General features: G+C 67.4%; 17 protein-coding genes. 7 read left to right on the top strand and 10 right to left on the bottom strand.

Features of this window, described 5'->3' with window-relative positions:
- Window positions 1-48 precede the first annotated feature (48 nt).
- From BLR68_RS15430 to csrA, 7 genes are read left to right on the top strand one after another with little or no spacing between them, the layout of a single operon-like run.
- The gene (locus BLR68_RS15430; RefSeq protein WP_018185958.1) at window positions 49-459 is read left to right on the top strand and encodes a flagellar biosynthetic protein FliO; all 411 of its coding nucleotides are present in this window, start codon (window positions 49-51) and stop codon (window positions 457-459) included.
- The gene (gene fliP / locus BLR68_RS15425; RefSeq protein ID WP_018185957.1) at window positions 456-1,271 is read left to right on the top strand and encodes a flagellar type III secretion system pore protein FliP; all 816 of its coding nucleotides are present in this window, start codon (window positions 456-458) and stop codon (window positions 1,269-1,271) included. The genes BLR68_RS15430 and fliP overlap by 4 nt, the downstream gene beginning before the upstream one ends.
- The gene (gene fliQ, locus BLR68_RS15420) at window positions 1,268-1,540 is read left to right on the top strand and encodes a flagellar biosynthesis protein FliQ (RefSeq protein ID WP_018185956.1); all 273 of its coding nucleotides are present in this window, start codon (window positions 1,268-1,270) and stop codon (window positions 1,538-1,540) included. Before fliP ends, fliQ begins: the two co-directional genes overlap by 4 nt.
- Window position 1,541: 1 nt before the next feature.
- On the top strand, window positions 1,542-2,303 hold the full coding sequence (locus tag BLR68_RS15415) for a flagellar biosynthetic protein FliR (RefSeq protein ID WP_018185955.1): 762 nt from the start codon (window positions 1,542-1,544) through the stop codon (window positions 2,301-2,303).
- Window positions 2,300-3,388 (top strand): EscU/YscU/HrcU family type III secretion system export apparatus switch protein, encoded by a 1,089-nt coding sequence (locus BLR68_RS15410; protein WP_018185954.1) that lies wholly within the window; start codon window positions 2,300-2,302, stop codon window positions 3,386-3,388. Before BLR68_RS15415 ends, BLR68_RS15410 begins: the two co-directional genes overlap by 4 nt.
- Complete coding sequence (locus tag BLR68_RS15405) at window positions 3,385-5,448, top strand: flagellar biosynthesis protein FlhA (protein WP_018185953.1); 2,064 nt, start codon at window positions 3,385-3,387, stop codon at window positions 5,446-5,448. The genes BLR68_RS15410 and BLR68_RS15405 overlap by 4 nt, the downstream gene beginning before the upstream one ends.
- A 3-nt stretch (window positions 5,449-5,451) precedes the next feature.
- Window positions 5,452-5,706: a carbon storage regulator CsrA gene (csrA, locus tag BLR68_RS15400; protein WP_018185952.1), complete on the top strand. Its 255-nt coding sequence runs from the start codon at window positions 5,452-5,454 to the stop codon at window positions 5,704-5,706.
- 56 nt (window positions 5,707-5,762) lie between these two features.
- Here the strand turns inward: csrA and BLR68_RS15395 are convergent, their stop codons facing one another.
- The 10 genes from BLR68_RS15395 to BLR68_RS15355 all read right to left on the bottom strand — a co-directional run bounded on the left by BLR68_RS15395 (window position 5,763) and on the right by BLR68_RS15355 (window position 12,494).
- On the bottom strand, window positions 5,763-6,431 hold the full coding sequence (locus BLR68_RS15395; RefSeq protein ID WP_018185951.1) for a hypothetical protein: 669 nt from the start codon (window positions 6,429-6,431) through the stop codon (window positions 5,763-5,765).
- A complete protein-coding gene (locus BLR68_RS15390) occupies window positions 6,428-7,459 on the bottom strand; it encodes a hypothetical protein (protein WP_018185950.1) in 1,032 nt (343 codons plus the stop codon). Before BLR68_RS15390 ends, BLR68_RS15395 begins: the two co-directional genes overlap by 4 nt.
- Before the next feature lie 22 nt (window positions 7,460-7,481).
- A complete protein-coding gene (locus BLR68_RS15385) occupies window positions 7,482-7,970 on the bottom strand; it encodes a hypothetical protein (RefSeq protein WP_143015797.1) in 489 nt (162 codons plus the stop codon).
- Window positions 7,971-7,979: 9 nt separating this feature from the next.
- Complete coding sequence (locus BLR68_RS15380) at window positions 7,980-8,537, bottom strand: ribonuclease H family protein (RefSeq protein WP_018185948.1); 558 nt, start codon at window positions 8,535-8,537, stop codon at window positions 7,980-7,982.
- A 117-nt stretch (window positions 8,538-8,654) separates the two neighbouring features.
- Window positions 8,655-9,536 (bottom strand): hypothetical protein, encoded by an 882-nt coding sequence (locus BLR68_RS15375; RefSeq protein WP_018185947.1) that lies wholly within the window; start codon window positions 9,534-9,536, stop codon window positions 8,655-8,657.
- Between the two features lie 62 nt (window positions 9,537-9,598).
- Complete coding sequence (locus tag BLR68_RS15370) at window positions 9,599-10,129, bottom strand: hypothetical protein (protein ID WP_018185946.1); 531 nt, start codon at window positions 10,127-10,129, stop codon at window positions 9,599-9,601.
- Between the two features lies 1 nt (window position 10,130).
- Entirely contained in the window at window positions 10,131-10,892 is a 762-nt protein-coding gene (locus tag BLR68_RS15365) for a hypothetical protein (RefSeq protein WP_018185945.1), read from the bottom strand.
- Entirely contained in the window at window positions 10,889-11,020 is a 132-nt protein-coding gene (locus BLR68_RS18230; RefSeq protein WP_256335411.1) for a hypothetical protein, read from the bottom strand. Before BLR68_RS18230 ends, BLR68_RS15365 begins: the two co-directional genes overlap by 4 nt.
- 2 nt (window positions 11,021-11,022) lie before the next feature.
- Window positions 11,023-11,844 carry a hypothetical protein gene (locus tag BLR68_RS15360; protein WP_018185943.1) on the bottom strand — a complete coding sequence of 274 codons (822 nt, stop codon included), beginning with the start codon at window positions 11,842-11,844 and terminating at the stop codon, window positions 11,023-11,025.
- The gene (locus BLR68_RS15355) at window positions 11,841-12,494 is read right to left on the bottom strand and encodes a hypothetical protein (protein WP_018185942.1); all 654 of its coding nucleotides are present in this window, start codon (window positions 12,492-12,494) and stop codon (window positions 11,841-11,843) included. Before BLR68_RS15355 ends, BLR68_RS15360 begins: the two co-directional genes overlap by 4 nt.
- Between the last annotated feature and the right edge of the window lie 8 nt (window positions 12,495-12,502).

Here is a 12,502-nt window from a genome sequence, read left to right as displayed (position 1 = left end):
CTGGACGAGCTCTGGCTCGCCGCCCGCGTTGTCGTTGCCCTGGCGGCTGTGTTCGGAATCCTCTGGTTCCTGCACCGTCGCATCACGAAGTCGACGGCTCAACGCGCCACGGAAGAGCCCATCACCGTCATCGCCCGCAAAGGCATCGGCCCGAAGGCCCAGCTCGTCGTCGTCGAATCGGCGGCAGCGCGCTACGTCCTGGGTGTCGCTGAGAACGGCATCACCGTCGTCGATCGTCTCGCGGTGTCAGCACCCACGGAGCCGTTCCCCATCGAGCTCGACGCCGTCGCGCATAGCTGGGACATGAACACCGCCCTCACCGCGCCGGCACCCGCCGCCGACGCCGACTTCTCGCAGGCCCTCGCGGTCGCAGCCGAAAGCCCCGCACCACAGCACTCGATGCTGTCGCTGGGCACTTGGGTTGCCGCCGCGCGTCGTGCGCTGACCGGAAAGCCGTGACCGCCACGCTCCGAGCCCCCGGCTATGTCCTGGGGCTCGTCGGCGTCGCCGTCGTGCTCGCCGTCGCCTTCATCGCCTTCGGTGCGGCTCCCGCCCACGCCGCGTCCATCCCGGGGCCCACTCCGCCGGCTGAGCCGGGCACGGGCATCACCGTGGACATCAACGGCATCGACGGCACCCCGTCGAGCTCGATCCTGACGCTCCTGGGAATCACGGTCCTCTCAGTTGCCCCGGCGCTCCTGCTGATGATGTCGTCGTTCACGAAGATCTTCATCGTCCTGGCAATGACCCGGAACGCCCTCTCGCTCCCGTCCATCCCGCCGAACCAGGTGCTCGCAGGTCTCTCGCTGTTCCTGACGCTGTTCATCATGTGGCCGGTGCTCACCGACATCAACACGGTCGCCGTCGTCCCCTACACCGACGGGGCGATGACCTTCACCGACGCGATGGCCGCGGGGTCGGAGCCTCTTCGAACGTGGATGCTGCACTTCACGCGCGAGGAAGACCTCGCCCTCATGACCCGCTTCGCCGGGTTCGAGAATCCCGAGGACGCCTCGGCCGTCCCGCTGCAGACCCTCATCCCCGCCTTCATGCTGTCCGAGCTGCGCAGCGCGTTCATCATCGGCTTCGTCATCTTCATCCCCTTCCTCGTCATCGACCTGGTCGTCTCGGCCGCGCTGATGTCGATGGGCATGATGATGCTCCCGCCGGTGATGATCTCCCTCCCGTTCAAGATTCTGCTGTTCATCATGGTGGACGGGTGGGGCCTCATCCTGCGCACCCTCGTGCAGAGCTACGCAGGTGCCGGATGAGTCCCGAAGCGGTCCTCGACATCGCCCTGGCCGCGGTCACCCTCGCCGCCAAGCTCGCCGCTCCGCTGCTCATCACTGCGCTGGTGGTCGGCTTCGCCATCTCCCTCATCCAGTCGATTACCCAGATTCAGGAGGTGACCCTCTCCTTCGTTCCGAAAGCGGTCGCCGTCGCGGTCGTGCTCCTCATCTGCGGCCAGTGGATGATCGCGGAGACGGTGACCTTCACCGAGGAGATGTTCGACCGGATCCCGCAGCTACTGAACGGCTGACGTGTACATCCCCATCGACTTCGTCTGGCTCGAGGCGACAGCCCTGGCAGCCGTCCGCATCACTGCATTCCTGGTCATCGCACCCCCGTTCTCGTACGGCGCGTTCCCCATGCGCATCAAGGCGATGCTCGCCGTCGCCCTGTCGCTGACAGTCGGCCACGTCGTCGCGCCCGGCTACGAGAGCCTCGGCACGGCGGAGTTCATCGGCGCCCTGGTCATGCAGGTCATCATCGGAGCCCTCCTCGGGTTCCTAGTGATGGTGTGCTTCGCGGCCATCCAGTCCGCTGGCAACCTCATCGACACCTTCGGCGGCTTCCAGCTCGCCCAGGCGTTCGACCCGCAGATGAACACCAACGGAGCGCAGTTCACGAAGCTGTTCCAGCTGACAGCCCTCGTCCTGCTGTTCACTACGAACGGCTACCAGCTCATCCTCGCGGGCCTGTTCCGCAGCTTCGACGCGGTCTCCGTCACCGGCGCCATCGACATGTCCACCCCCGCGGCCTTGCTCATCGACACGTCCGCGCAGATGCTCGTCTCCTCCGTCCAGATCGCAGGGCCCCTTTGTCTGGTGCTGTTCCTCGCTGATGCGGGCCTTGGTCTCATCACGCGCGTCGCCCCGGCGCTGAACGCGTTCGCGATGGGCTTCCCCGTGAAGATCCTCCTCACCGTCCTCCTGGCGGCCACCGTCATCGCCGCCCTCCCCTCCATCGTCGCGGCCATCGTCGACGACGCGTTCGGCCTCATGCAGGGAGTGTTCCGATGAGCGACGACAGCGGAGAGCGGACCGAGAAGGCCACCGAGCAGAAGCTCAAGGACGCCTACAAGAAGGGCAAGGTCACCCGCAGCCAGGACTTCACCGCGTGGCTGGGAATCGGAGCGGCGTCCCTCATGATGCCTGGCGCAGTATCTGCCGGTGCGGACGCCGGTGGAGCCACCTTTGTAGGTATCGCCGGGGTCATCAAGAACCCCACGATCGACAACGCCAACGCTGTCTTCGCCCAGGCGGTCGGGGCAGTGCCGGCCATCCTCGGAGCGATGATGCTCGCGATCTGTGTCACCACGCTCCTGGTCGCCATCGCGCAAGGCGGCGTCCACCCCCGCGGCATCCCCGCGAAGTTCGAGCAGTTCAACGTCTGGAACGGCATCAAGCGCATCTTCAGCGTCCAGTCGCTCTGGGAGGGCGCGAAGTCCCTGCTCAAGACCGCAGCCATTGGCGGTGCGCTCTACCTCGTCATCTCCGGGCTCGTCCCCGTCCTCACTGCCAGCGGCGCGCACGCCATCGCCCGCCTGCTCGACATCGCAGCGGGAGGCATCTCCTCCCTGCTGGTCACCGCCATCGTCGTCGGCGTCCTCCTCGCGATCGCTGACGTGTTCGTGGTCATGAAGCGCAACCGGAAGCACACCCGGATGACGAAGAAGGAAGCCAAGGACGAGCACAAGAAGATGGAAGGCGACCCCCACGTGAAGGGCCAGCGGCGAGCGCGCCAGATGGAGATGAGCCGCAACCGGATGATCTCCTCCGTCGCTGATGCCGACGTTGTGATGGTCAACCCGACCCATATCGCCGTGGCGCTGAAGTACGAGGCCGGCAAGTCCGCCCCTCGCGTGGTGGCCAAGGGCAGCGGTTTCACGGCGGAGCGCATACGAGATAAGGCGGCTGAGGCCGGTGTCCCTCTCGTGAAGGACATCACCTTGGCCCGGGCACTGCACGCTGCATGTGACCTGGGGGCCGAGATCCCCGCCGAGCTGTACACCTCCGTCGCTCACGTTCTCGTCTTCGTAGACGGGCTCCGAAAGCGCGGTACACCCCGCGGCGTCCACACCCTCCCGCGGAGGAAGGCAACATGAAGACCTTGCTGAGCAAGACCGGCGTCCCCATCATGGTCGTCGGCATCCTGCTGCTGCTCATCGTGCCCGTCCCGGCGCCGCTGCTGGACCTGCTGATCATCGTCAACATCCTGCTGGCGCTGGTCATTTTGCTGACGACGATGTTCGTGAAGAAGCCGTTGGACTTCTCCGTCTTCCCGTCGCTGCTGCTGATCGCGACCCTGTTCCGTCTCGGGCTGAACGTGGCCTCCACCAAGCTCGTCCTCGGGGAAGCTCACGCCGGCCAGGTCATCGAAGCGTTCGGGCAGATCGCTGTCGGCGGCTCGCTCATTATCGGGTTCGTGGTGTTCCTCATCCTGGTGGTCATCCAGTTCGTCGTCGTCACCAAGGGCGCCGAGCGCGTCGCCGAGGTCGGTGCGCGCTTCACCCTCGATGCGATGCCAGGCAAGCAGATGGCGATCGACGCGGACCTGAACGCCGGCCTTATCTCCGACGAGGAGGCTCGCACCCGCCGAGCGGAGGTCGGCGCCGAAGCCGACTTCTACGGTGCGATGGACGGTGCCTCGAAGTTCGTGAAGGGCGACGCCATCGCCGGCATCGTCATCATCGCCATCAACCTCATCGGCGGCTTCGCCATCGGCATGATGATGCACGGGATGGACCCGGCCGAGTCGATGAACACCTACGCCATCCTCTCCATCGGAGATGGCCTGGTCACCCAGATTCCCGCCCTGCTGATGGCGGTCGCCACCGGCATGGTGGTCACCCGCTCGAACGCTGAAGCGGAGATCGGTGAGACCGCGAGCGCTCAGCTCGCCCAGTCCCGCAACGCCCTCCTCATCGCCGGGTTCGCCGCCGTCCTCATGGGCTTCATCCCGGGGATGCCGCTGCTGGCGTTCCTGGCTGTCGGCGCTGTCTTACTGTTCGCCGCCCAGCGCGTGAAGGCGAATGAGAAGGAGAAGCAGCGCACCGCTGACGCCCTGGAAGCGGACGCCGCCGCGGCCGCCGCACCCACGTCGGAGACACCGGAAGAGCTCATGGAGAAGATCCGGGTCACCCCACTGGAAATCCTCCTCTCCCCCGACATCATCGACCTCGTCACCGGCGGCCCCGATGACCTTCTCGGCCGAGTGAAAGCCCTGCGGCGCAAGACCGCCGGCGAGCTCGGAATGGTCGTCCCCAAGGTCCGCACCCGCGACAGCATCGACCTGCCACCCACCACCTACGTCATCCGCGTCGGCGGTGTGGAAGCAGGCCGTGGCACAGCGCCGCGTGGAGCGCTCCTCGCCCTCGGCCTGGACCTGGACACCCTGCCGGGCAACATCATCACCGACCCGGTGTTCGGCATGAGCGGCAAGTGGGTCCCCATCGAGCTTCGCCACCAGGCGGAGATGGCAGGGGCTACCGTCATCGACCGCGCGTCGGTCATCATCACCCATCTGTCGGCCATCATCCATTCCCACGCTGCCCGGCTGCTCTCCCGCGAGGACGTGCGCCTGATGACGGACAGCCTCCGTCAGGTGAGCCCGTCCGCCGTCGACGAGCTCACCCCGGCGCTCCTCACGCTCGCGGAGGTCCAGCGTGTCCTCCGCGGCCTGCTGGCCGAAGGTGTCCCCATCAACGACCTCGCCCGCATCTACGAGGCGCTCGCCCTCCGCGCGAAGACCTCCACCGACCCGGAGGGCCTCATCGAGGCCGCCCGGGGCGCGCTGGGGCCGGCGATCGCAGCGAAGCACGCTGAGGACGGGAAGCTGCGCATAGTGATGATCGCCCCCATGTTCGAGCAGAACATGCTCGAGAACCTCACGCGGACCGAGGAGGGCACCCACGTCCTCATCACCCCCGACCGCTTGGAGCACCTCATCCAGAACCTCACCGCCACCGTCAACGGGGCATCGCTGGGACCTGACCCGGTCCTGGTGTGCGCTCCGGCGCTGCGGCCCGCGGTTCGACGGCTGGTGTCTGCGCAGACGGACGGGTTGCCGGTCCTCTCCTACGACGAGGTGACGGCGGCGGGACTCTCCCTCGACACCATCGGTGTCCTCACAGACCGCGCCACGGCGCCCACGGAAGTAGGTTGACCCATGCTGGTTCTCACACGACGAGTCGGCGAGCGTGTGCTCGTCGGCGACGACATCGAGCTGGTGGTCGTTGAGGTGAAGGGCGACAGCATCCGTCTGGGCATCCAGGCCCCACGCTCAACGTCCATCCTGCGCGCCGAGGTCGCCACCGCTGTCGCCAACGAGAACGCCAGCGCAGCCGTCGCTCCCCCGGAGGTCGAGAAGTCGCTGCTCGAGGCGCTGAGCCGCCACGCCGCGGCTTCTCCCGTCCAGAAGTAGCCCACACGTGAGAGCGCCCCGCTGAGCTCTCAGCGGGGCGTTCAGCGCGTTCGGGGTCAGCGGGCGAGGACGGCCTGCATGTCGTCGATGGCCTTCGCGTAGATCGTCACGAGAGCGAGCTGCTCCTCGTCGCTCAGGTTCGCAACCCGCTCGGCGAGCTTCGCGGGCGCGATGCCACCCTCCTCGCGCATCGTCTTGAGGACCAGCGGGAGAATCGCCTCGCCACCGGGCGCGGTATTCATCGCGCGTCGAACTGCCACCTCGGCAGCGGCTCGCTCGGGGTCGGGAAGCTCGATCGTGTCGAAGTTCAGGACGAGAGTGTCGCGCTTTCCCTGGTCCTCGAAGCCATACTGAGCGGCGGCGAGGGCGTCGTCGATCTCGAAGTCGTAGATGTCGCCGGCCTCTTCGAAGATAGCGTCGCCGCCCTCGCTGATGAAGTGGTCGAAGAGGATGCGCTTGCTCCCGTCGTCCTGCCAGTTCCAGACGAACGTCGCCGCGACGGCTTCGGGGACCTCTTCCCGCGCCTCCGCGACGAAGGACTGCACGCGTGCGTGCATGGCCTGGTCGCTCGCTGTGGCCGCGGCTTCGCCACGGAGGTACTGCAGGCTGTCGAGGTCTGCGACGAGGGACGTCTCCGGAGCGCTGTGCTCCTGCTTGCCGAACTCACCTCCGGCCTGACGGTGGGCTTCGCGGGCGGCTTCGTGGGTGGGGTCGATGTGGGTCACAGGGTTGCTCCGGTCGTGTTGGGGGTGAGCGGGGTGATGTAGCCGTCGTCACCGGGGGTGAGCCCGCGTTCGGTGTTGTACCGGGCGACGATGCCTGCGTGCGGGTCACCCTTGGACCGGTAGGAGATGGCGCCGGTGGCGACGAGCTCCTTCACGAGCGAACCGGGGGCGACCTCCTGGCCGTCGACCTCGTAACCGGCGGTGGGGACGCGAGCGCCGGTCGGGAAGTGCACGTAGCGGCCGCCCTCGAGCTGCACCTTCGCGATGTCACCCCACGTGTCCGTGGCAGTGACGGTGTGCAGCTCGGCGGTGTCGAAGTCGATGTGCTCGCTCAGATGGGCAAGGCTGATCTGGTCACCGGCGCGAAGCTCGCGGATGTCAGTGAGGATGCCACCCATGCCGTGCGCGGCGCGACGGCTGAGCTCTGCGGCAGCGAGCTCACGCTCCGTCTCGAAGGACGGGTCGCCGTCGGGCAGCTCCTCCATATCGAACAGGCCAGCGGCGGCATCCAGCGGCATGTTCGAGGGGAACGTGTGCTCGAAGTCGGTGATGTACTCGTTGTCCCAGGTGGTCGCGAAAGCGCCGGCGGCCGTCATCTCGTCGTGGCGGTCCTTCTTCCACGTGTCGGTCTCCCGAGCGCGCGCGTCCCAGTCCACCAGGGAGGGCAGCACCGCGTCACGGAGCCAGGCGGGGGCTTCGTCGAGGGTGCACGCGATCTCGATCGTGTCGGCGACCTCCGCGGCCTGCTCGTCGGTGAGCGGGAGCGCGATGGGGTGGATGAGCGAATCGGGGGATGTTCGGACGCCCTCCCCATCGCCGAAGAGGATCTCGTGCGCGGTGACGGACCACTCGCCGTCGACCTGCACGGGGTACAGCTGGATGAGTGCCGGGTGGAGCCCGTTCTTGAGTACCGGGTACCGGTACTGACCGAGGGTGAGCTCGGGGTGGGTGTGGTGCTGCTTGCCGAACGTGCCGTCGGCGTGACGGTGGTGCTCGCGGACAGCTTCGGCGGTGGCGTCGAGGGTCATGCAACCTATGTGCGCGGCGCGGTCAACTGGTGAGCGTGGAGCGTGCCCAGATCTCGTCGTCGATGATGGTGACCAGTCGGGCGCGTCGGCGGAGCTCCGTGGTGACGACAGCCGCGGCGTCCGCGCGGCGGAGGCCCTCGGTGACGATGGGACGGCGGGTGAGGAGTGCGAGCACCTCGTCGTCCGGCGCGATCGCGGACAGGCCGGTGGGGACGTGTGCTTGGCCGTCCACGATGCGTTCGCCACGGTCCGGGTCGTCGACGGTCTGTGCGGCGCTCCGCCAGTCGAGGTTCACAACGACGTCGACCTCCTGCTGGGAGATGACGGGGCGGCGGAGGAAGTGGGGCTTGTCGGTGAAGTCCACCGTGACCTTCCCGCGGATGCCGCGGGTGGACGGGTGGATGTCGCCTTCGATGATGACCTCCGGGTCGGTGTGAGCGTGCGAACCGAACTCTCCGTTCGGTCGGCGGCGTGCTTCGAGCTCAGGGTCTACGACGGTCATACCGGTCATGTGCGCGGCTCAGCGGCGCCGGTAGCGGCGCTTGGGTGTGGCGGGGCGAACGGTGGCCCCTTCGGGCAGGCGCGTGATGTCTGCGGCGGGCTCACCTTCCTCCGTCCCGCGGACGTCTTCGATGCCAGCAGCGCCGCGCTCGGAGGCTTGGACGGCGAGGATGTCGGCCCACCCGTTGAGGATGTCGCCGGAGTGGCCCTTGACCTTCACGAGGATGACGTCGGGGAGACCGTGGGTGCGTCGCCAGTTCCGGGCCTCGAGGAGCTGCTTCATGATGTCCACGTTTGCGACAGGTGCGCCGGCGGCGGTAGTCCACCCGCGCTTCGCCCACCCGTCCATCCACTTGGAGTAGCTGTCGATCACGTACTGCGAGTCGACCTTGATCTGCAGGTCGCCGACGTACTGGAACTCGTCGATGGCGTTCAGGAGCGCGAGGAGCTCACCGATGTTGTTCGTTCCGGCGCGGAGGGAGCCGGACGCCCACGCGCCCTCGTCGTTCACCCACGCCCATCCGGCGGGACCGGGATTGCGCTTGCAGGCACCGTCGGTGGCAACGGTCATGGCCATGGGAATGCTCCTCGTGGGGTGGGTGGCGACGTCCGCGTGACGAAGATCTTGCCTGCCCGCGGCGATGGTGAGGTGCGCCATGCGCCTCGGGTGTCGCCGCTGCTCCTATGCGCCCCGTCAGGGCAGGGCGGGGCTCCACTTGGGCTCGGCGCTGGCGGCCGTGTTGATATCGCCGGTGGCGGTGTAGGTGGTCCCGTCGAGGTAGAGCTCGGCTGTGTAGCCGGTGACCTCGCTGATGCCGTTGAGCTTCTCCTGGGCGAGGGGTGCGTGGAGGGTGAGGTCTCCGGGCTGATCGCACGCCCAGTCGGGGATGGATAGTTCCGTCTCGACGCTCCCGGTGTCTCCGACGGCCGTGATGGTTGCCTTCACGGCGGTGAGAGGGGTGTCAACGTCGGAGAGACTGAGCGTGATGGACAGGCCATCCGCGTCACCGTAGGTGGTGATGTCGAGCGCGCTTGTGGCGGGAACGTCGAACGCGGTCTCGGTGGTCCACTCGACGTACGCCTGGGACGCGCCGACGGTCCCGCCCATCGGGAGGCCGGGGCCGCTGCCGGCGTGGAGCCACAGCGCATACGTGTCGGCTTCGGAGCGGTTCGTGACCTTCCACCATCCGTCACCGAGGTCGGTCACCTCGGGTTCGGCCAGGTCGGGGCCGCAGCCGACGACGTCTCCCCCGCGTTGTTCGGCGAACAGCATCCAGCCGTCCTGCCGGACGAACACGTAGAGCTCGTCGCCGGTGAGGGCAGGGGCGCCATCGGGCATGCCCTCGTACCCGGCTTCTTCGGGGAGCGATTCGAGCCGGAGCTCGGTGTCGGCGGTGCGGACGATCAGGTCGTCCGCGCCGGGAGCGCCAGCAGTCTTCGTCGCAGTCGGGTGGGGGACGCTTGCGGGAGCGTCGTTGATGTCCTTCGGGCCGAGGGAGATGCACCCGGCGAGCGCAATAGACCCGGAGACGAGCGCGACGACGGCCGCGGCCCTGCGTATGGTGCGGTGCGTCATCGCCGTCTCCCCCGGTCGTGGGCTCACCGTATCGCGGTGGCCCTGGTCACCTCATGCGCGGTTCAGAGGCGGTACGAGTCGATATCCCCTTCGGGGGTCATCGTGTACTTCCGAGCGGTCTCTCCGTCGACGATTGCGACGACGTCGATGTACCCGTCGCCGTTGTCGGCGCCGTGCTGAGGGACGAAGAGCCCGGGTTGCTCCGTGGAGATCTTCGCGAAGTCGTCCTCGATGGCTGTGGCGAGCTCTTGGGGGATGGCGTTCTTCGCCTGCTCCTGGGCGAGCTGACGTTCGAGCTCGTCGATGCGGTCCTTGGCCGCGTTGAGCATCTCGTACGCCTTCTCGGCGTTGTCGAGCTTGAAGTCCGCCCAGCGCTTGATCGCCCAGTCCTCGTGCGGGCCGCTATACCCGATCGGGACGAGAGCTTCTTGCGCACCCTCGTACTGGTTCACGTACTCCGCGATTTCGGACAGGAGCGGAGAACCCGACTGCAACGACGTCTCCGGGGCGCTGTGCTCCTGCTTGCCGAACTCGCCACCGGGCTGGCGGTGAGCTTCGCGAGCGGCTTCGTGGCGGGGGTCGATGTTGGTCATGTCAGGCCTTCCGGGTGATGACGTAGGGGGCGCGGTGGGTCTCGTGCAGCGCGGTCGCGTACCGGCCGATGCCGGGGGCGCGGCGGAGGACGGTGGCGTAGTCCACCCAGGCGGGGTCGTCCCGGTTGATGGGGATGTGCTGTCCGTCGGCGTCGTAGGCGGCGTCGATGGTGAACGGGCGGCCGGGGAGTGCGGCGATTTCCACCTCGTCGACCCACTCGGGCATGTTGCCCTGCAGGTAGGCGGCCGCCACTTCGTGGAGGTCGTAGTCGGCCTCGTGGAACCGGTCACTCGCCTCCGCGCGGAGGGCCTCGGCTTCGTCGGCAGTGAGGGCTCGCTGCTCGGCAGTGGGCGCCCACTCCCAGGTGTCGGTCTCCCCGTCGATGGGGCGGAGGTCTACGCAGTTCGCTCGGTTCTGGCCGAGGGCTTCGATGGTCCGGACGTCGTCGAGGACCTGGTTGGTGTTCTCGGTGGGAACCCCGGCGAGGGAGGGCATGAGGCGGATGGCGGTGAGCTGACCGTCGATGACGCGGAACCGGATCCCGGAGACGCTGTCGGGAAGGCGTGCGGCGACGCCGGCGACGAGGGTCGCTTGCACCTCGTCGCCGAGGACCTTCCGCGTCTCCCAGAGGTCTTCGATCGCGGCAACCGTGGCGGGCAGTCCCAGCTCGGGAGCGGTGTGCTCCTGCTTACCGAATCGGCCGGACTCCTTCTGGCGGTGAGACTCGCGGACAGCTTCGGAGGCAGCACTGATTGAGGTCATGTCGAAGATGTACCCGGCGGCGCGGAAAAGTGCGCGAGGAGGTCGATGTCGGAGACATCGACCTCCCACTCACGGAGCATCCCTGTGGCGGGGTCCGCGGCGAGGATGACGCCGTTGCTGCCTGCCACGCTCACACCTTCAGGCTCAGGGGTGCGTCCTTGTCACCGGTGCTCACCATGGCCTCGGTGGGGTGAGCGAACTCCTGCCCCTGCCCGACGATGAACATGTGGTCGCCGTCGGCGTCGTCGGGAGCGATGCGTCCGTGGTCGACGTGGTCGAACGCGACGACCTGGACGCCGGCGAGCTCTTCGGAGATCCCGAAGTAGATGTTCGTGATGCCGGCCTTGTGCGCGCGGGTGCGCATCGTGCGCTCTGTCCACGCGTCGAGCCCGTACCGCAGCTGCAGCGGAGCCAAGCCGCCGTCGTGCGTGTCGGAGTACAGGGCATCGCGGTAGTGCTGGGCGTGCAGAAGGGCGGTCCCTTCGTCGAGGTCGATTCGGTAGTAGACCTCTTCCTCTTCGTCACTGCCGTCGGTGTCGAGCCACTGGTCGGCGGCGTAGTCGCCGGGGCTCCCGAAGTCCCATGCGACGGTGTACAGGTGCGCGCTGACGGCCGGGTCGATGGAGACGTCGTTCGCTTCGTCCTCGGCGTGGTCGAAGAACAGCGAGTCGAGCGTGCCCTCTTCGTCGCGCTGGCCTCGGAAGACGATGACCTCGACGTCCGCGGGGGCGTACCTGGCCATCTCGATGAGGTGCTGCTCGCGGCGTTCGTCCTTCACCTTGTCCAGTGCGGCTTGCGCCTGTGCGACCTCTTGCTCGAGCCGGCGTCCGTGCTCGCTGGTGAACGTCGGCTCCTCGGGGGTCAGCGTCGCCTCCGGCTCGGTGTGGTCCTGCTTCCCGAACGTGCCGTCGCCGTGGCGGTGGTCTTCACGACGCTGCTCGACGGCGCTCACGCGGGAGCTCCCGCCTGGAGGGCGGCAGCCTTGGCGGCGCCGAAGGTGGTGTGCTCGCTGACGATGTCTCCGGTCGCGAGGTTGCGGACGGTGATCTTCGCCTTGTCACGGAAGTCTTCGATGATGACGGTGTTGCCGTACCGGCCGCCCATGAGCTGCGCGTCGTCGTCGTCGTACCAAGGCATCAGCGGTTCGCCGTCTTCGTCGTAGAGCTTGTCGACGATATACTCGCGGAGCTCGAAGCCGACGCGGTCGCGGTCCATCTTGGCCTCGCGGATCTTCTCGAGATCTTCGGTGGCGCGCTCGACATGGAACTCGGCGGAGTTGCCGTCGTCGTAGAACTCGCCGAGGTAGTCCAGTTCGAGGACCTCGTGGTCGGAGTTACCGCCGTGCGCGTGCCCTTCACCGTCCACGACGACGAGGGAGCGCTTCTGCTGCTGGTTGATGGCGTCGAGCATCAGGTCGCGGACCTCGTCGATGCCGATCTCGTCGCGACTCTGCCCGTCGAAGTACTCCGCGAGGATGCTGTTGACGAGGTCGCGCTTCGGGTCGGTGGGCAGGGTCGCCTCGGGCGCGGTGTGGTCGTGGTTGCCGAACTCGCCGTTGGTGCGGCGGGCGTTCTCGCGGTTGACGTCGTTCTGCGTGGTCATGGTCGTGG

Source organism: Microbacterium sp. 77mftsu3.1, from assembly GCF_900100525.1.
Taxonomy (GTDB): domain Bacteria; phylum Actinomycetota; class Actinomycetes; order Actinomycetales; family Microbacteriaceae; genus Microbacterium; species Microbacterium aquilitoris.
Note: the sequence above shows the minus strand (reverse complement) of the source record. Positions and strands in the feature narration are given on the sequence as shown.